We start from the raw sequence: 19,109 nt of genomic DNA on the forward strand, positions 1-19,109 counted from the left end.
AAGCCTCGTCTTTGCCATGATGCGTGTTATTCTATGAACAATCCATAGGCGTTACACGCATCAGAAAGTCCAGATGACACAGCAGAAAAAAAACAGCGAAGACTTGCCGGTCCGCAAGCGCGATGCGTTTTTCCGCCTGTTTTCCGGCGAAGGTGCTGCTTTGCGCCGCCTTCACCTGAAAAGCTTTCTGACGATCAGCTTCGAGAGGCTCTGGCCTCTTTTGCTTCCCCTGATTCTGCTGATTGCCCTTTTTGCAAGCCTGAGCTGGTTTGGACTTTTTTCGCTGATGCCACGTTGGCTGCATATCGGCGTACTGGGGCTCTTTGCTCTAGCTGGTCTTGTTGCCCTTTATCTGCCTTTCCGTTTTCGCTTACCCAATGAAGACGACATCACGACTCGTATTGAGGACGTGAACGGTCTGATCCACGAGCCGCTGGCAGTCCAAACCGGACAAATGGCAACTGGCACCAACGATCCCTTTGCTGTCGCTCTTTGGCAGGAACACAAGCGCCGCATGGCTGAGCGCCTGAAAAACCTGCAATCAGGCTTACCACGTCCGCACATTCCAGAACGTGATCCATTTGCGCTCCGCTCTATTGTTGCTCTGCTGTTTGTGACCGCTTCCGCTTATAGTCTTAGCCCAAACAGCGGGCGCATTGCCGATGCGTTTCATATCCGCGCGGGTAGCCCTACAGCCGTTGCACGCGTCGACGCCTGGGTAACGCCGCCACGCTATACCGGCCGTGCGCCGGTGTTTCTGAGCACAACCATTGATGAAGCGAATGTCGGAAAACCGATCACCGTTCCGCAAGGCAGTATCGTCAATATCCGCGTTATTGGCGGCAGTTCGGAACGATTGACCACAACGGATTCCACCGGCCATCGCAGCGAGATACAACCCGTCGCACCTCAGAACGAGCCTAAAGAGGGCGAGACGGTTGCGACAGAGCAGCAGGCACTTGTCGATGGCAGCCGCAACTTCCGCTATGATTTGCAACAGGACCAGACGCTGAGCTTATCCGGCACCGATGCGCGCTGGACCTTTGCAGTCACACCAGACAATGCGCCGACCATTCGGTTTACCAAAGAACCGGGCCATGCGCTAAATGGCACGTTGCAGCTTTCCTATGAAATCACCGACGATTACGGTCCGGCCAAGGCCTATGGTGAAATCGTTCCTCTCGATATGGATCACGAAGACGAGGAAGTCGCCCCTCTCTACGATGCGCCGGATCTGCCGCTCGCATTACCGCGTCGCGGAACGAAAGAAGCAACCACTGCCAAAGATCTAACCGAGCATCCGTGGGCTGGTCAGGAAGTGGCGCTCACGCTTGTTGTGACAGATGCAAACGGCAAGTCTGGTCGCAGTGAAACCAAGATCATGAAGCTGCCGGAGCGCCCCTTCTCCAATCCGCTTGCAAAAGCTGTTGTGGAGCAACGGCGCATACTCGCATTCGATGGCACCCAGCGTGACCATGTCCGGGACATGCTTTCGGCCCTCATGCTGCGCCCCGAGGAAACGATCAAGAACAGCGCCCATTTTCTGGGTCTTGTGACGATCGGCACGCGACTTCGTCTTGCGACTGGCGACGATGCGCTGCGCGATACAGCGGATTATATGTGGCAGGTAGCACTTGGCATTGAAGACGGCAATTTGTCGGCAGCTGAGAAGCGTCTGCGCCGGGCACAGGAAGCGCTGCGCAATGCGCTGCAGAATGGCGCTTCGCAGGAAGAAATTGCTAAACTTTCCGCAGAACTGCGCAAGGCAATGCAGGATTTCCTGCGTGAATTTGCCCAGCGTCAACAGCAAAATCCCAATGCTCGCAATGCGCCTCTCGATCCAAATGCACGTGTGCTGACCGAAAAAGACTTGCAGCGCATGATGGATCAGATTGAAAATCTGGCACGTCAGGGATCGCGTGATCAGGCGGAACAGCTTCTGTCGCAGTTGCAGGATATGATGAATAATCTGCAACAGGGCCAGCCGGGGCAACCGAGCCAGCAAGGCCAGGGTCAGGGGCAGGCCAATCAGATGCAGCAGCAGATGAACAAGCTCGGCGATCTGATGCGGCGCCAGCAGCAGATGATGAACGAGACTTTCAATCTCGATCAGAAGATGCAGCAGCAGTATAACAACAGCGAAGGCGAGTTTGGCGACGAAGACCAGATGCCGGGCGATGATGGCACGATGGGGCGCGGTGAATCACAACAAGGTGAATCACAGCAGGGCGAATCGCAGCAAAATGGCCAGCAGGGCGGAACACCGTCCGAAATGGCGGAGGCCATGCGCAAGCTTCAACAGCAGCAGCAACAGCTCCAGCAGGAATTGCAGAAGTTCAATGAAGACCTCAAAGGCATGGGCATAGATCCTAATCAGGATTTCTCTGACGCGGGGAAATCGATGGGCAACGCCGCCGATGCGCTTGGCCGTAGCGAAGGCTCGGAAGCGAGCGATCAGCAGGGCAGCGCGCTCGATGCTCTACGCCGGGGTGGCCGCGACATGATGCAAAAAATGCAGCAAGCCATGGGTCAGGAGGGTCAGGGACAAAGCGGGCAGAATGGCCAGAACGGTCGCGATCCGCTTGGCCGCCAGCAAGGCAATGGCATGTCAGACGAAGATGGTGTCAAGATTCCGGGTGAAATCGATATCCAGCGCGCCCGTGAAATTCTCGATGAAATCCGCCGCAAGCTTGGCAATGCACTGACGCCACAGATGGAGAAGGAATATCTCCAGCGCCTCTTGCAGTTCGACTAGAGCGCATCCCGAAAAGTGTGAAACGGTTTTCGGACAAAGATGCGCGTTAAAACATATATTAGAGCGCCGATCTGATCCAATCAGATCGAAACGCGCTCTAAAGCATTTGAGCCAAAAGTGCGAAGCGGTTCTGCGTAAAAATGCACGTGAATATCGCGGTCATTCCTTCACATGGCCCACATAGGGCAGCTGCCGGAATGAATGCGCTACGTCCATACCGTAGCCGACGACAAAATAGTCGGGGCATTCAAAGGCAACAAAATCCGCATTGAGATCAACCTTGCGACGCACGCTTTTGTCGAGCAACACAGCAATGCTGACGCTGCGCGCACCGCGCTCAAGCATCAGTTCACGCACGAATTTGAGCGTCTTGCCCGATTCGAGAATATCGTCGATCAGCAGCACATCGCGATCATGCACATCGCTGTCGATGTCGCGCAACAGGCGCACTTCGGTGCTGGTCGTGCCCTTGCCGTAGCTTGAAACGGTGATGAATTCGACATCCGGTTCAACTCCGGCATCGTGCATCGCACGAATGAGATCAGCTGCGAAAATGAACGAGCCTTTAAGGATCGAAATTGTTAGCAGATTATGAAACTTGTGACCGGCGATATCCTTCGCAAGCTCGAGATTGCGCGCGGCAATTTCTTCCGAGCTGAACAACACATCGATTGTTTTGCCGCCGACTTCAGGCATCTACCGCTTCTCCTGCTAAATAAGCCTAACATAGCTTTGAAAGGCACGCTCTATATCATGCTTTCAGAGAAATGCACCATTTTGGATTGTACCCTTCCAGAACAATCAAACGAAGCATAAGCATTTGCCATTTCATCGATTTGTTATAGCGTGGCCATCATGCATCCAGACATTATCGAACTGCGCTCCTTTTACGACACAACGCTTGGCCATCTGACCGAGCGATCCATCCGCATGGCGCTGGCCGCACTTTGGGGACGTGTGCCGGGTGAGCGGCTTATTGGCCTTGGTTATAGCCTGCCCTATCTGGATCGTTTCAGCACTGATACGGAACGCAGCTTTGCCTTCATGCCTGCCGGGCAAGGCGCGATAGCCTGGCCCTCCTCGGAAAAATCGACAACGGCCTTGGTTTTTGATGAAGAACTGCCTTTGCCTGATTCCTCCATCGATCGCATTCTGATGGTCCACGCTCTGGAGTATGCAGAAAATGCCGCTGAAACACTTAAAGAGATGTGGCGGGTGCTTGCACCCAACGGCAGGTTGGTGATCGTGGTGCCAAACCGGCGTGGCGTCTGGGCACGTCTTGACCGAACACCGTTTGGTAGCGGTCGCCCCTATAGCCGCACACAGCTGACGGCCTTGCTGCGCGAAGCCAACTTCACCGTGAACACCATCAGCAATGCGCTGCACTTTCCACCTGTAAAGCGTCGATGGATGATGCGCCCCTGTATGGCGATTGAAGGTTTGGGGCGGAAGCTCTGGCCGCTTTTTTCAGGCGTTCTGGTGGTGGAGGCGCAGAAGCGGCTCTATCAGGGCCTGCCCGTCGCCCAGCGCTCTTCGCGGCGTGTCTTTGTGCCTGTGCTTGCACCGCATGGCTCGCCGGTCAGCGGCTTGAGAAAAGCCTCATCAAAAGAACTCAAAAAATAACTCTGCAGCCTTTCGAGCGAAGGTTTTTCTCGACTTGAACGCGGCGGCGGTTTATGCCCGCTGCGTAACCTTAAACACAGTCCTTTTGGCGGAGCCAAAATCATGACCAATATGCAGAACCTCTCCCGTCCCCAGCCCAAGGCAGGCCTGCTCGATATCGCAGCCTATGTGCCCGGCAAGGAACATGTTGAAGGCGTCGCAAAGGTCTATAAGCTCTCATCCAACGAGACCCCCATCGGCCCCAGCCCACATGCGGTCGAGGCCTATCGACACTGGGCCGAGCATCTCGCGGCATATCCCGACGGTCAGGCCATAGCGCTGCGTGAAGCAATCGCTGAATCTCAGGGCCTCAACATCGGCAACATCATCTGCGGCAATGGTTCGGATGAACTACTCGGCCTCATCTGTCAGACCTATCTGGCACCGGGCGATGAAGCGATCATCACTGAACATGGCTTTGCGGTCTATAAGATCCAGACGCTGGGCGCAGGCGCAACACCTGTAACCGTCAGGGAAAAGGACGAACGCATCGATGTCGATGCTATCCTTGCTGGTGTTACACCGCGCACCAAGATCGTGTTCATCGCCAATCCAGCAAACCCGACCGGCACCTATCTGCCGTTTGAGGAAGTGCGTCGCCTCCATGCTGGTCTGCCAAAGCACGTCCTGCTGGTGCTTGATGCTGCTTATGCTGAATATGTGCGCCGCAACGATTACGAATCCGGCCTTGAACTGGTTTCGTCGAACGAAAACGTCGTAATGACCCGTACCTTCTCGAAGATTCATGGTCTGCCGGGTCTGCGCATCGGCTGGATGTATGCACCACTGCACGTCATTGATGCAGTCAACCGCATACGCGGCCCGTTCAACATGAACTCGGCGGCGATTGCTGCAGGTGCTGCCGCAATCCGCGACCGCGCCCATGTCGTGAAATCGGTTGAATATAACGAGAAGTGGCTGTCGTGGCTGACCGATGAATTCACCAAGCTTGGGCTTCGTGTCACGCCATCGGTAACGAACTTCCTTCTCATGCATTTCCCCGACGATGCTGACCATTCGGCAGACAAGGCGGATGAATGGCTTTCCAGGCGCGGCTATATCCTGCGTCGTGTCGGCGGCTATGGCTTCCCGAATGCGCTGCGCATGACGGTGGGCACTGAAGAAGCCAATCGTGGCGTTGTGGACGCTCTTACCGAGTTTTTGAAATAAGACGATGTCCACAATCCATTTTGATAAAGTCGCGCTCATCGGTATCGGCCTTATAGGCTCATCGTTGGCGCGCGTTATCCGTCGCGAAGGCTTGGCCAGTCATATCGCCATCGCCACGCGCAGTGCCGAAACATTGAAGCGCGCCGAGGAACTAAACCTCGGCGACAGCTATTCAACCGATAGTGCGGAAGCAGTCAAAGATGCCGATCTGGTCATCGTGTCGGTGCCGGTCGGCTCGTCTGGCACAGTTGCCAAGCAGATTGCAGGCAACCTGAAGCCAGGCGCTATCGTCACCGATGTCGGCTCGACCAAAGCATCGGTCATTGCGCAGATGCAGCCGGTGCTGCCGGAGAATGTGCATTTCATTCCGGGCCATCCACTGGCAGGAACTGAATATTCGGGCCCTGATGCAGGCTTTGCTGAGCTGTTCACCAATCGCTGGTGCATTCTTACGCCCTTGCCCGACACCGATCAGGCAGCCATCGATAAGCTTTCTGCCTTCTGGACGGCTTGCGGTTCGCGTCTTGATCAGATGGACCCACAGCATCACGATCTGGTGCTGGCCATCGTCTCGCACCTGCCGCATATCATCGCCTATAATATCGTCGGCACAGCCAGCGATCTGGAACAGGTGACGAAATCAGAAGTCATCAAATATTCGGCTTCCGGTTTCCGTGATTTCACGCGTCTGGCTGCTTCCGATCCAACCATGTGGCGTGATGTCTGCCTGCACAACAAGGACGCGATTCTTGAAATGCTGGCACGGTTCTCGGAAGATCTGGCATCCCTGCAGCGCTCAATCCGCTGGGGCGACGGCGAGGCTCTGTTTGACCTCTTCACCCGCACGCGTGCTGTGCGTCGTGGCATTATCGACGCGGGTCAGGAAGTCGATGCGCCGGACTTCGGTCGTCAGGCAGCCGCACATCCAAGCGAACAGAAGTAGGAACTAGTGGTCTGATTCCGACATTTGCATCCCTCGGATACAGGCATTGGACAAATGTCGGAATCAAGAAGACCACTAGCAAGTTTATGAATCTAGTGGATTTTTCGAATTTGACGTTTGAAACAGCGTATGTGTCAGTTGGGATTCAAACGTCAAATTCAATCCACTGGGCTTTATAGGCTGGGCACTCGACCGAGCGGAATAAATCCAGCACTGGCTCTTCCCTTACGAACGGCAATCTCGAGAACGGGATTGCCGTTTTCGTCTTTCGGCATAGCGGAAAGAGCAAAAAGAACGGTGGCGATATTACCGCCCTGCTCAGGGAAAACCGTCTGTCCAGCCTGTGCGAAGGATTGCGGATTGATCATCGTAACCTTCAGGTCCGCATCAATCTCCCCTTCCATATCGACCGAAAACGGACCCGCGACCGAAAGCACTGCCCCGTTTGGCATAGACAGGAACGCTTGATTGATCACACCGTTATGACCGCGCATCCGTTCATTGAATTGCGAAGGGCTCGGCGCGAGGAAGGTCGCAGCATTGGCAATCTCTATATCGACCAGTCCGTCAATCTCTGGGCTTTTGGCATTGCCAATCACATAGGGTTCAAGCTTTAGGGCTGCAAAGCGTCCATTGATCTTGAGTTGGTTGTCTTCGCTGCTCATGCGGAAGTTCATCTGCTCAAGCTTGCTGACCAGCTCTGTAGTTGTCGTTTCCGTGCGCACACCGACGCTGACGTCCCGCGCATTCAACTCGATCTCGGTCGGAAATGGACGTGCGAGACGCGTGTTGGAGGTGAACTTGCTCCAGTTGACCTCAAGAGGCTGGATACCGGGAAACTCTACAAAGGCCGGGCCAGATAATTCGTTGCTCAGCGAACGTGGTGCATAAACCGGAGAACCCGACGTAAAGCGGCCTGCACGCAGCGACATGCCTTCGGAAGGCTTTCGCCATGAAATGCTGGCGCAAACCACATTTACGCGCAGCGGATAACCGCCGGTATGCAGGTTTTCGCATTGAACACCGATCCCTTGCGATGCAAGCTTAGCCATATCGGCCTTAGCGCGCGCTTCGACCTTGTCCGCAACGTAGAACCAGCCGGCCGTATAGGCTGCAATAAGCACCAGAGCGATAACCGCGATGGTAATTGGGCGCTTTCTGGATTTCATGGGTTCAATTCCAGCATGCGCCATTGAAAAAGCCTCTTTCAATCAGATACTTGGTTGCGTTGACAAAGCACGGGGCATTTTCGGGCCCAAACCATCATCATCTGTTCTGCTGTCCCCAACAGGTGGCTATATTATGGCAGGATTGAGTCTTGTGAAGTTCCGTCGATCAAAAAATGCGGGATATCCTGAGATTACCGATAAAAACTCGCCATAATTGAACATATATTGATTCCCATCATGACAAGGCGCACTGACGATCAGCGAATGAACGACTTCTGGGTATTCGGTTACGGCTCACTCATGTGGCGGCCCGGTTTTGCCCATGTCGAAACCATGCGCGCGCGCCTGCATGGATATCGTCGCAGCCTTTGTATTTATTCCCATGTCCATCGCGGAACGCCTGACCATCCTGGCCTTGTGCTGGGTCTGGACGCTGGCGGCTCCTGCCTCGGCATCGCCTTCCGTGTACCCGGCGATATGACAGACGAAGTCATGGTCTATTTGCGCGAACGCGAAATGTCCAACCAGGTCTATCACGAAAAATGGCTTCGCCTTCGGCTAGCGGACGGGCGCGATGTGCAGGCTGTAACCTATGTCGCCGACCGACGGCATATCCAATATGCCGGTTCGCTCAAAGCCGAGGATGCTGCAGCAATCGTTGCTTCCGCACAGGGCGATTCCGGTGCCAATGTTGACTATGTTTCCAACACGCTTGAGCATCTGCGCAATATGCGTGTGCGGGATCATGCGCTTGAACATGTCAACGATCTGATCTGCAACAAAGTGAACAGGCAAAAGCACGACGCAGCCTGATCAACTCTGTCTGGATCGACGAAAGTGATCGACCAGTGCCTCTTTGCCGTTCACGATCATGATGCCCGTTATCACAAATGCCGTGCCCACCACGAAACTGATTTCAATCGGCTCACCCAAAATGATCGCGCCAAAGATCACTCCGAAAATGGGTGTCATGAAGGAGAGCGAACCCAGTTGGGATGCGCGGTAAATCCGCAAGAGCTGAAACCAGATCAGAAACACCGCAAAAGACACAATGACGGACTGAAACGCGAAGCTGCCCATCAGCATAGTGGTCCAGTTGATCTTCACTTGCCCCATGAGGAATGCGGCAACCGACAGGGTCACGAAGGCGGTTAGAAGCTGATAGAGCAAGGTCTGCTTCGCTGGCAGTGCTGCAAGACGTGAACCACGCACCACAACAGTCGTTGCGCCCCACGCCACTCCCGCGAGCAGGCAAAGCCCATCGCCAATAACCATGGCGTGGAAATCACCATGGACGGCCTCACCACGAACAAGGAATGCTATCGCGATGCCTGCAAAGGCAATGCCGATGCCGCCCCATTGTATGGTCGTCAGGCGCTCTGATGGCACCAGAAGATGCAAACCGAGTGCCGCGAAGAGTGGTGCCGTATAAAGCAAAACCACGGCATGAGCGGCTGAGGTTAGTCGCAACCCCTCCCCTAGAAACAGATATTCAAGCGCAAACAGCAAACCGACCAGCAGACCCGGTTTCCAGATCCCATTGGTAATGGTCAATGTTTCACGCCGCGCGATCATAATAGCGGCGATTAATGTAGCCCCTACGCCCGACCGCAAAGCGATCTGGAACAGTGGCGAAATATCCGCAGCCGTCAACTTCAACAGCACCTGCTGCAAGCCGAGGCTGATACCAACAAGAAGCATCATTCCAAACGCGTGCGTGTCGACGGGCTTACGCTCCATTGTCCGAATCCTCGTGATTAATCCGAACAATGGGTGTACGCTTGTCATGTATAGAGCATATAGCTTGAAACTGACAAACCTTAGCGCAGGATTGCCATAATGGCGGTAATAGCTCTCGAAGCCACGCATCAACCTCCCTTTACGGAAACCTTGCCGGAACGGCTGTTCTTTCGCACAGCCTGCATGCCACCGGCTGCTCGCTATCCCATGCATCGCCACGATTGGGGAGAGTTCGTCTATTCCTTCACTGGAGTAATGGAAGTGCGTATTGGCGACAGCCATCTGCTCGCCCCGCCGCAATATGGAATATGGCTTCCACCGCATATCGAGCATCAAGGGCTCAATCGTCAGGAAGTATGCTACTGCTCGCTCTATGTGACCGAAGAGCTTTGCGCCGATCTTCCAGCCAAGGCCTGCGCGCTCAACCTCAATCCACTGATCCGCACTTTGCTTGAACATCTGCGTATGAAGAAGCCATCGCAACCACAGCAACCGCAGGAAACACGACTGCTGCATACGCTGCTCGACCAGCTGGCGATTGCTCCATGTGCGGGTTCCTATCTGCCTTCGAGCACGGACCCAGCCCTCCAAAAGATATTGTCGATCCTTGAAGATGATCCAAGTGACAATCGCACCCTTCACACTCTTGCGAAGATCGCCAATACGTCCGAAAGAACACTGATGCGTCGCTGCAAACAAGAGCTGGGCATGAGCTTCCCTGAATGGAAACAGCGTTTAAGGACGTTGAAAGCCATGCCGCTGCTCGAAAAGGGGGCAAAAGTCGAACATGTGGCGCTTGACCTTGGCTATGCCAGCGCATCGGCTTTCATCGCCATGTTCCGCAAATTGATGGGTATCACCCCCGACGAATATCGCAGGCAAATCGGTGCCTGAACGGATATAGCGAAAAACTCTAGCGGCAACTGTAGCAAACTGCCCCTGATTTCTCCTGCAAGCAGACAGGAGATATTAAAGTTGCATTGCTTGCACGGCTTGCCCTTGTTCTTGCCCAAAGCAACCGCTACATCTCGGCTAAAGCATCGCTCCGGAGCCTGACTGGATTAGGACAGTACGATGCAAAGATTCAAAGGGTTGGAGCGGTTTTCCTGGGTCAGTTTAAGATCTGTGCCGCTCCGATTGCCAAGGAGACCTTTATGATCGCATTGTTTCGCACCATTGATCTGGCGCTCGATATCTATACTTGGATTATTATCGCTAGTGCCGTTTTCTCATGGCTCTATGCGTTCAACGTCGTCAATTCTTCCAACCGTTTCGTGGCTTCAATCGGCGAGTTTCTTTACAAGGTAACTGAACCGGTCCTGCGCCCGCTCCGCAATATCCTGCCCAATCTCGGCGGCATCGATATTTCGCCTATCGTCGTCCTGCTGATTATCTTCTTCATCCGTCAGTTCATGTGGACGACGCTGCTTCCTGCACTTCTGTAAGAAGCCCATACCTAACCAGACAAACACAAACGCCCGGACTTTCATCCGGGCGTTTTTGTTTAAACATATAAGACAGATTACTTGCCCTTGGCGCGTTCAATCGCTTCAACGATGAACTTGCGTGCGTAATCTTCATCGCCCCAGTCACCGATCTTAACCCACTTGCCGGGTTCCAGATCCTTGTAGTGCTCAAAGAAGTGCGCGATCTGCTTCAAGGTGATTTCCGGAAGATCGGAATAATCATGTACCTTTGCATAACGCTGAGTCAGGTTTGGCGAAGGAACTGCAATGATCTTCTCGTCCTTGCCCGAATTGTCTTCCATGACCAGAACGCCGATTGGGCGAACATTGATCACGCAGCCAGGAACCAGCGGACGGGTGTTGCAAACCAGAACGTCAATCGGATCGCCATCTTCCGAAAGTGTGTGCGGCACGAAGCCGTAATTACCCGGATAGGTCATAGGAGTGTAGAGGAAGCGGTCCACAATCAGGGCGCCAGCCTTCTTGTCCATCTCGTACTTGATCGGCTGTCCACCGACCGGCACTTCGATAATAACGTTGACGTCTTCTGGCGGATTGTTGCCGATGGAGATAGCATCAATATTCATGATGGGTCCTTTCGTGTCGCGCTCTGATAACGGGTTTCATGTTTCCGCGCAAGAAAAACGAAAGTTCAACAAAACGCGACGAATTGTCGTTCTCTTGAATGGAATAGAGCGCGATCAGGTTATTTGTTCGTTTTAGTGATTATTCACCCAGTTCTTTCAGCCGTTGAACAGCTGTTGGTGGCATGGGCGGTGCGTTGGTGTCACGACTTGCTGCTACCAGAAGTTCGTCACAGGCCGTTTCCGTTGTATCGATCAAGCGACGTAAGAATTCTTCCTTTTCGAGTCCTGCCGGAATAAGCGGCAGCACACGGCAACGAATAGTTCCCGGAAAACGCAGGAACTTACGACGTGGCCAGTAAAGCCCGGCATTGTGCGCTATCGGCAGAACCGGAAGGTTCAGCGCTTCATAGAGATGCACGATGCCATATTTATACTGCGGTGGTGCGCCCGGCGAACGGCGCGTTCCTTCAGGATAGATGAGAATCTGCCGACCTTCGGCAATGGCCTTCTGCGCGCCTTTCGTAATGGAATGCAGCGCCTTGACGCGCGACCCGCGATCAACTGGGATCATTTCCATCTTCGCGACATACCAGCCAAAGAGCGGTATCCGCATCAGCTCACGCTTGAGGATCAAAACCGGATCATCGAGCTGCGGCAAAAAAGCATAAGTGTCCCAGGCCGACTGATGCTTGGGCGCTACGATATAAGCACCCTCAGGAATATTCTCTAGGCCCTCGATCACATAATCGGTGCCTGCAATATATTTCTGAAGCCACAAATTAACCCGTGCCCAGGTTTTGGGAACAATCCAGGCCTTCTTGCGGGGAAGCAGAAAATAGAACGGCGTATAGAGGATCATTTGCACGAGAGTGCCGATGTAGAAGGCGATATTGAACAGGATGGAGCGCAGATAGAGAAGCATCGTATCGGCGAAAACCTTGGTTATGCCTGTTCAACGCATCAGTTTGAGGCGCATAGATCAGGTAAAAGAAACTGGGAGCTTTTCCAAGAAAGCAGCGGCACCGATATATCAGGAAGCTGAGCATTTTCCATAAGGAAATCTCAACGCCCGACGATCAATTCAGCGTCACTTTATTAGGAGGATTCGAATGTGCTTCCGAAAATCTTGGCTCCCCCAACGCGAAGAGCAGCCCCCAGATATTTGACATACTCAATGAAAAGAACCCTGAGCGTATCGCCTTCTGCCACCCAGCTATGAGCGCGCTTTTCGCCATTCACCACAGGATAAGGCACAAATTCTACATCCTGCATCCGGTATGACATCTCAAGAATGCTGCGCGGGATATGGTAATTATTGGTAACGACGATCACACGATGATAGTTGTTTGCGCGGATCCAGCGTTCGCTTTCAGTCGCATTTCCCACTGTATTGAGCGCGGAACGGTCAAGATCGACGCAACAGTCGAACAGGCTTTGTTCGGTATGTGTGGCACGTTGTAGCGATTTTTCCGTGGTGGACGGATGAACGCCACTGATCAACAAACGCTTGCCCTGTTTTCCTTTTAGAAGATCAAGCGCTGCCTGTATGCGCGACTGTCCGCCTGTCAGCACGACAATCGCGTCAGCAGGCTCACCCAACACAGGCGACTGCATACTGGTTACCTTCTCGCTGAAGGCCACAAAGCCAATCAGAAAGGCGACAAGAGCCAGAAAAAGCACAATGGAAATAGGCTGGAGTCGTCGAAATACACGCATTAGGACAGACCATAAGAATTTACCAACGACCAAGGCAAGCAGGGATGGCGAAAGTACCGACGGCGCATCCGTTGTGCGGCTGCGGCGCCACACCACAGCGCCAATATGCGCTTCAGCCTTTGCTTCTCTGCCTGCCACTGCATCAACGCTTTCCGAACGCCCCGCCGATACCGTTTGCTGAACCTTGCGTTCACTCACCTTGTTATCATAGCCATCATTGCGGCGATAACTCGGAAAGTTGCCGGAAATTCGTGATTTCCGATCGGTATTAGCAAATAAAGCGGTCATTCGGCCCGCACTCCCGGGCCATCCATCGTAGAAAGCTGGCGAATAACTGTCAGACGGCTTGTGAGCATCGTCAGCACACTCACCAGAATGATGATCGCAGCCGCGCCAATATAGCCGTCACGTCCAATGGCAAAATTGCCAAACATCGCAGCGGCCTGATCCGCAGCCGGGGTCCCCATATGTCGCGACGCCCACCATGAGAAGACGAAAAACACAAACATGGCAGCCATGCCACCAAACAGCGCGCCTTTAAGAGCTGTGCGGAAGAAATGCCATTCAAATTCGCGCGCGACGAATTTCGATTCTGCGCCAATGAAATGAAGAACCTCGATGATATGACCGTTACCGGACATGGCGCCCCGGGTGGCAAAGATAACTGTCAGAACGGTTGCTGCCACCACAAGCGACAAGACGCCTGTACCAATCAGCACCGTCGTATTGGCCATCGAAACAAGTCTGTCGACCCATGTGCGATGGTCGTCAAAACTTGCGCTCGGAATGGCGCGGGTAATTTCAGCGCGCATGGTTTCAAAATCGGGCGGTGTGTTCTCGTCGATGGTGACAACGACCAGACGCGGAACCGGCAATTCATCAATGTTAAGGCCACTGCCAAGCCATGGCTCAAGCAAGCGTGCGGTCGCATCCTTGTCGATGATGCTGGTATCTTTCACGCCCGCAAAGCCGCGCGCAATGCCGCTCGCGTCCTGCAGTGCCTTGTCCATATCAAGTCCGTCAACCGGACGGATTTGGATGGTCGCCTCGCGCGCAATCTGGCTTTGCCATTGGGCCGCCGAAGCACGCACCAAAGTCACGCCACCAAGGGTGAGACAGGCAAGAAATGTCATGATCGCGATCACAATCACCAGCGCCGTACCCGTCACGCTTCCATCAGGCACGATTGGACTTGGACCTTGCCGCTTCCTGCGCTTACCGATGCGGACCATCAGCATATCCTTGAGGTCTTCAAAGCGTATGTACAGGTCGTCCATGACCTTCCGGAGAGCTCTTTGCCAGTCTTTGTCAGCTTCAATCATAGATGTCGAGCCGCCCATGTTCGAGGACCATGCGCCGTGCATTGACCTGGTCCATCAAGGAAAGATCATGCGTCGCAATGATGACAGCGGTGCCTGAGCGGTTAAGCTCGGCAAAAAGCCGCAACAAGCGTTTCGCCAGCGGCGGATCGACATTGCCTGTCGGCTCATCCGCGAGCAACAGTTCGGGTTGGTCGATCAATGCGCGTGCGATGGCTGCGCGCTGTTTTTCACCGCCAGAAAGTACCGGCGGCAGCACATTCATACGGTCGCCAAGCCCGACCCAGTGCAGCAGTTCCTCAACCTCATGCCGATAAGTCGCCTCTTCCTTGCCACGTACACGCAGCGGAAGCGCTACATTCTCATAGGTCGTCATATGATCGAGCAGCCGGAAATCCTGGAATACAATCCCGATTCGCCGACGCAAAAGCGGCACTTCCTTATGATCGAGCCGCGCAACGTCCTTACCGAAAATATTGATCAGCCCGCGCGTCGGCTTCAGCGCCATAAACAGCAGACGCAGCAATGATGTCTTGCCTGCACCCGAGGGGCCGGTCAGGAACTGGAATGAGCGCGGCGGAATATGAAAGCTGACATCCTTGAGGATCTCTGGCCCCATTCCATATCTCAGGCCGACATTCTCGAAACGTATCACCGGTGTGCTTCTCTAAATTGTCCGCATTCCGATTGGGGCTACGGATGAAATCGATATCAAGATGACCTTTAACCTCCATGGTTAATGTGAGGTTAATGTGCGGTTATTTCAGGCACAATCATCTATAAAAATTGCGCGAGCATTGTGTTTTTATAACGCAGAACATTCAGGCAATTGTTGGAATGAGCGCAACAAAGCCCGCTGCGATCCGACAAGTGCCAAATCGGCTGCATCCTGATTGAAAAAATTAAAGCATGTGAGCCACAAAAGAAAAACGGCTTTGCTTATCGAAATTATTAAAAAACAAATAGTTAGAGCGGCTCTAACGATTTACTCTGAATTGGAACCGCTCTAACGTGAACGAATGCTACTCCCAGCAGCCGAGATTGCGGCCTTTCAGATTGTGGGAATCGATATCAGTCACGAGGCGCGCATCTTCACGCAGCAGAACCATTGTCGTGCGCTGCTTGAGGTCGATCCTTTGCCAGCCGGCACATTCCTTCGGCATAGGCGGAGCGCTATCGATCCTGACGGTTTCAGACCATGCTGTGGCCGTGCAACCGGATAATACCGCACCAACGGCGACGATCATCACGGATTGCAGAATCGACCTGCATGTTCGCGCCTCAATCTGAATATTCAAGGCTGGCAACTCCCTATAATGCCCCACGAAACACCCACTTTGCCGAGATCGTTCTCATCGCAATTATTTGCATGAACAAGTTTCTTATAACGCGCGTGGCGCTGCGGCCGCAATATACAAGACAAAACCAAGCATGATTTAAATTAAGGCCAAAAAGCGTCCAATTTATGGGCTTTTCGGGTCGTTTTGAAAGTTTGGAACCATTTAAAAGAACATTCTAATACAAATTGAAATCAACGTGAAATTTACTGTGATCATTGCAATATCTGACAAATATCACAATCCTATCGCCCAATTATGCACGATTGATGTAAGAAAAACTCGACTGTATATTTAGTCATCTGATTCGCACTGGCATTTATCACTACACCAACACTGGGGACTTCCATGTTGAACAAACTGTCTGCGGAATTTTTCGGAACATTCTGGCTCGTCTTCGGTGGTTGCGGCAGCGCGATCTTCGCTGCGGCCTATCCTGAATTGGGCATTGGCTTTGCTGGCGTTGCTCTCGCCTTCGGTCTGACCGTTCTGACGATGGCTTATGCCGTCGGCGGCATTTCCGGCGGCCACTTCAATCCAGCCGTCTCGCTCGGCCTTCTGGTTGCCGGACGTTTCCCAGCAAAAGACCTCATTCCTTACTGGGTTGCACAGGTTCTTGGCGGCGTTGCTGCGGCAGCGGTTCTTTATCTCATAGCAACTGGCAAGACTGGCTTCACAGCGGGTGGCTTTGCGTCCAACGGCTATGGTGAGCTATCACCCGGCGGCTATAGCCTCACAGCGGCATTGATTGCTGAAATCGTACTGACGGCGTTCTTCCTCATCGTCATTCTCGGTTCGACTTCATCAACCGCACCATCGGGCTTTGCACCGATTGCCATCGGTCTTTCTCTGACCCTGATCCACCTGATCTCGATCCCGATCAGCAATACATCGGTCAATCCAGCCCGTTCTGCAGCTGCGGCCCTGTTTGCAGAAACTGGCGCTCTTGGTCAGCTCTGGCTGTTCTGGGTGGCTCCACTTGTTGGTGCAGCGATTGGCGCCATCATCTGGAAAGGTCTGCTCGGTAAAGACTGATCAGCAAACACAATACACAATCATCGAAAAGGCCGGTTTATATCGGCCTTTTTGCTTTTCCCGATCAGTAACAGACGGAAAATACTCCGCTTATGTTGCAGAACCGTGGGATTCTCCAAGAAAAAGTGATCATTGCCCGCTAAAAATTGCGGTAAGAAGAAATTCCCTTTTACAGATGTCCTGAGCAATGTCCCCCAGCACCGATGCTTCCCATGCGGACCGCTATGCCGCATTCCGCCATACTTCATTCAAGAAATATTGGGCCGCACGCTTTCTGAGCGCGTTCGCTGTCCAGATCGTTAGTGTTTCTGTCGGTTGGCAAATTTATGATCAGACCCGCGATGCTTTCAATCTCGGTATGGTCGGGCTGGTACAGTTCCTGCCCGCATTGCTGCTTGTGCTGTTCACAGGTGCCGCAGCCGATCGCTTTGGCCGACGGCTCGTCATGGGGCTTTCGCTCATTCTTGAAAGCGTGGTCACAGCAATATTGCTCGTCCTGACGCTCACCGGACTGTTTGAACCGCTGACCGTCTTTGCAGCCTTGCTGATCTTTGGCGTTGCTCGCGCGTTCCTCGGACCATCGTCTGCCTCCCTCGTGGTCAACCTGGTTCCGACTGAGGATTTCGCCAATGCCGTTTCTTGGAATGCATCGGCATGGCAAGTGGCGACCATTGTCGGCCCGGTTGCAGGTGGATTGCTCTATGGCGTCTCACACTTCGCTGCCTATAGCGTGGCGACCGTATTCCTGATCGCTGGTTCTATCCTGATCTTCTCCATCCCGAAGCCCAAACAGCATACAACCACAGAAGAACGCTCGCTCTCCACCATGCTTGCAGGCTTCCGCTATATCTGGAAAGAGAAGATCGTTCTCGGTGCCATCTCGCTCGATCTCTTTGCGGTTCTGCTTGGGGGCACTGTTGCGCTTCTACCGATCTATGCCCGCGATATTCTGGACCTCGGCCCTTGGGGGCTTGGTCTTCTGCGCTCCGCTCCAGGCATTGGTGCCGTTCTCACGGCAATCTGGCTTGCTGGCCATCCGATTCGCGATCATGCCGGACGTGTAATGTTCGTCTTTGTCGCTCTGTTCGGCTTGTTCAACATCATCTTTGGCGTTTCGACACTGACATGGCTTTCGATCGTCGCTCTCGCCTTGGCGGGTGCTGCTGATATGATCAGCGTCTATATCCGTGAAACCCTGATGCAGCTATGGACGCCCGACCATGTGCGCGGTCGTGTCAACGCGGTCAACATGGTGTTTGTGGGCGCTTCAAACGAGTTGGGTGAATTCCGTGCTGGCTTGATGGCTGCCGCCATTGGCGCAGTTCCTGCGGTGGTGATTGGCGGCGTTGGGTCGATCGCCGTCGCAGCGGCCTGGGCCGTGATGTTCCCGCAATTGCGTAAAGCACGCAATCTTCAGGGCAGAACTTGATTTTCTGAGCGTGTCAGACCTCTGGCACGCTCTTATTGGCTGCATGGACACGCGCTTCGATCATATTGCGATCTTGTTCGGTGATGCCAATGAGATGGGCAATGCGCCACATCACATCGGCTTCCACTTCACTGACGATCCCATCCGCGTAAACAAGCTCCCACATTAAGGCCACGAAATCGACGCGGGCCTGATAATCGAGATGGCGCTTCAGCACGGAAGTGAAATCTGAGAGGCTGATCGATTCCTGATCAGCTTCTTCCGCAGCCTTGATCAGTTTTTTAAGCGCATCGCCTTTGAGGCCATATTTCTGCGAAAGCATAGCCGAGAGTTTTGCGCGCTCGCTTTCACGCGTTTCACCGTCCGCATCCATGATGTGAAACAGCAGGGCAGCAGCCGCAAGTCTTGGATCGGTATCGGAAAATTTCTCGCCACGCTCACGAAAACCGTTGCCCGGCAATTCTTTCAGAAAATCCAGCAAACGCTCGAACATTCACCCTCGCCACAGAAACACTTATACATCGGCAAGCCGACGCTCTTTAGAAGCATTGAAAGTAGCGAGCTGGTCACAAGGCACAAGACAACAAACCGACTTAGCCGCGTTTCAACAGCTCAAGGCGGTGTCGCCGTGGTCTTTAGGCAACATTTTGCCCCCCTAAAAGCACCGAAAGTGCCCGTGTTTATCATATCGGCGTTACGCACTCCGTCTTCCCATCAAAGCTGAATCATAAATCAGCCAGTGAACGGATTTCCCAACGACGGCGGTTTCCACATTTCAGAC

General features: G+C 53.5%; 19 protein-coding genes. 9 read left to right on the forward strand and 10 right to left on the reverse strand.

The genetic code is table 11. From position 1 onward, the window contains the following. The first annotated feature begins 73 nt into the window (after positions 1-73). Complete coding sequence (locus tag CES85_RS20655) at positions 74-2,755, forward strand: TIGR02302 family protein (RefSeq protein WP_095447571.1); 2,682 nt, start codon at positions 74-76, stop codon at positions 2,753-2,755. Positions 2,756-2,914: 159 nt separating this feature from the next. On the opposite strand, the gene hpt is transcribed toward CES85_RS20655, so the two are convergent. Further along, the gene (hpt, locus tag CES85_RS20660; protein WP_095447572.1) at positions 2,915-3,451 is read right to left on the reverse strand and encodes a hypoxanthine phosphoribosyltransferase; all 537 of its coding nucleotides are present in this window, start codon (positions 3,449-3,451) and stop codon (positions 2,915-2,917) included. 159 nt (positions 3,452-3,610) lie between these two features. On the opposite strand from hpt, the gene CES85_RS20665 reads away from it, so the two are divergent. The 3 genes from CES85_RS20665 to CES85_RS20675 all read left to right on the forward strand — a co-directional run bounded on the left by CES85_RS20665 (position 3,611) and on the right by CES85_RS20675 (position 6,530). Continuing rightward, positions 3,611-4,378, forward strand: a complete 768-nt coding sequence (locus CES85_RS20665; protein ID WP_095447999.1) for a class I SAM-dependent methyltransferase — start codon at positions 3,611-3,613, stop codon at positions 4,376-4,378. A gap of 102 nt (positions 4,379-4,480) precedes the next feature. Next, on the forward strand, positions 4,481-5,587 hold the full coding sequence (gene hisC, locus CES85_RS20670) for a histidinol-phosphate transaminase (protein ID WP_095447573.1): 1,107 nt from the start codon (positions 4,481-4,483) through the stop codon (positions 5,585-5,587). Between the two features lie 4 nt (positions 5,588-5,591). Continuing rightward, on the forward strand, positions 5,592-6,530 hold the full coding sequence (locus tag CES85_RS20675) for a prephenate/arogenate dehydrogenase family protein (protein WP_095447574.1): 939 nt from the start codon (positions 5,592-5,594) through the stop codon (positions 6,528-6,530). 173 nt (positions 6,531-6,703) lie between these two features. Here the strand turns inward: CES85_RS20675 and CES85_RS20680 are convergent, their stop codons facing one another. Then, complete coding sequence (locus CES85_RS20680; RefSeq protein ID WP_095447575.1) at positions 6,704-7,723, reverse strand: DUF2125 domain-containing protein; 1,020 nt, start codon at positions 7,721-7,723, stop codon at positions 6,704-6,706. 213 nt (positions 7,724-7,936) lie between these two features. On the opposite strand from CES85_RS20680, the gene CES85_RS20685 reads away from it, so the two are divergent. Next, positions 7,937-8,512, forward strand: a complete 576-nt coding sequence (locus CES85_RS20685) for a gamma-glutamylcyclotransferase (RefSeq protein ID WP_095448000.1) — start codon at positions 7,937-7,939, stop codon at positions 8,510-8,512. Here CES85_RS20685 and CES85_RS20690 read toward each other — a convergent pair whose 3' ends face one another. Continuing rightward, positions 8,513-9,439, reverse strand: coding sequence for a DMT family transporter (locus CES85_RS20690; protein WP_095447576.1), 927 nt, complete (start codon positions 9,437-9,439; stop codon positions 8,513-8,515). A 99-nt stretch (positions 9,440-9,538) separates the two neighbouring features. Between CES85_RS20690 and CES85_RS20695 the strand changes: the two genes are divergently transcribed. Beyond that, positions 9,539-10,333 (forward strand): AraC family transcriptional regulator, encoded by a 795-nt coding sequence (locus tag CES85_RS20695; RefSeq protein ID WP_095447577.1) that lies wholly within the window; start codon positions 9,539-9,541, stop codon positions 10,331-10,333. A 260-nt stretch (positions 10,334-10,593) separates the two neighbouring features. Further along, complete coding sequence (locus CES85_RS20700; RefSeq protein ID WP_007872091.1) at positions 10,594-10,884, forward strand: YggT family protein; 291 nt, start codon at positions 10,594-10,596, stop codon at positions 10,882-10,884. Between the two features lie 77 nt (positions 10,885-10,961). Here the strand turns inward: CES85_RS20700 and ppa are convergent, their stop codons facing one another. From ppa to CES85_RS20730, 6 genes are all read right to left on the reverse strand, one after another. Beyond that, positions 10,962-11,492 (reverse strand): inorganic diphosphatase, encoded by a 531-nt coding sequence (gene ppa / locus CES85_RS20705; RefSeq protein WP_007872105.1) that lies wholly within the window; start codon positions 11,490-11,492, stop codon positions 10,962-10,964. A gap of 139 nt (positions 11,493-11,631) precedes the next feature. Beyond that, entirely contained in the window at positions 11,632-12,414 is a 783-nt protein-coding gene (locus tag CES85_RS20710; RefSeq protein ID WP_095447578.1) for a lysophospholipid acyltransferase family protein, read from the reverse strand. 173 nt (positions 12,415-12,587) lie between these two features. After that, positions 12,588-13,496 (reverse strand): YdcF family protein, encoded by a 909-nt coding sequence (locus CES85_RS20715; protein ID WP_095447579.1) that lies wholly within the window; start codon positions 13,494-13,496, stop codon positions 12,588-12,590. Then, positions 13,493-14,485: a cell division protein FtsX gene (locus CES85_RS20720; protein WP_404901673.1), complete on the reverse strand. Its 993-nt coding sequence runs from the start codon at positions 14,483-14,485 to the stop codon at positions 13,493-13,495. Before CES85_RS20720 ends, CES85_RS20715 begins: the two co-directional genes overlap by 4 nt. Before the next feature lie 37 nt (positions 14,486-14,522). After that, the gene (ftsE, locus tag CES85_RS20725) at positions 14,523-15,146 is read right to left on the reverse strand and encodes a cell division ATP-binding protein FtsE (protein WP_024898570.1); all 624 of its coding nucleotides are present in this window, start codon (positions 15,144-15,146) and stop codon (positions 14,523-14,525) included. A 403-nt stretch (positions 15,147-15,549) separates the two neighbouring features. Then, entirely contained in the window at positions 15,550-15,825 is a 276-nt protein-coding gene (locus CES85_RS20730) for a hypothetical protein (RefSeq protein WP_095447581.1), read from the reverse strand. A gap of 387 nt (positions 15,826-16,212) precedes the next feature. Here CES85_RS20730 and aqpZ point away from each other — a divergent pair, with 387 nt between their 5' ends. Both aqpZ and CES85_RS20740 read left to right on the forward strand, forming a co-directional pair. After that, complete coding sequence (gene aqpZ / locus CES85_RS20735) at positions 16,213-16,899, forward strand: aquaporin Z (protein WP_095447582.1); 687 nt, start codon at positions 16,213-16,215, stop codon at positions 16,897-16,899. A gap of 187 nt (positions 16,900-17,086) precedes the next feature. After that, entirely contained in the window at positions 17,087-18,328 is a 1,242-nt protein-coding gene (locus CES85_RS20740) for an MFS transporter (protein ID WP_095447583.1), read from the forward strand. Between the two features lie 13 nt (positions 18,329-18,341). Here CES85_RS20740 and CES85_RS20745 read toward each other — a convergent pair whose 3' ends face one another. Further along, positions 18,342-18,821, reverse strand: a complete 480-nt coding sequence (locus CES85_RS20745; protein WP_095447584.1) for a tellurite resistance TerB family protein — start codon at positions 18,819-18,821, stop codon at positions 18,342-18,344. Positions 18,822-19,109: the final 288 nt, after the last annotated feature.

It is taken from the genome of Ochrobactrum quorumnocens, assembly GCF_002278035.1.
Lineage (GTDB): Bacteria > Pseudomonadota > Alphaproteobacteria > Rhizobiales > Rhizobiaceae > Brucella > Brucella quorumnocens.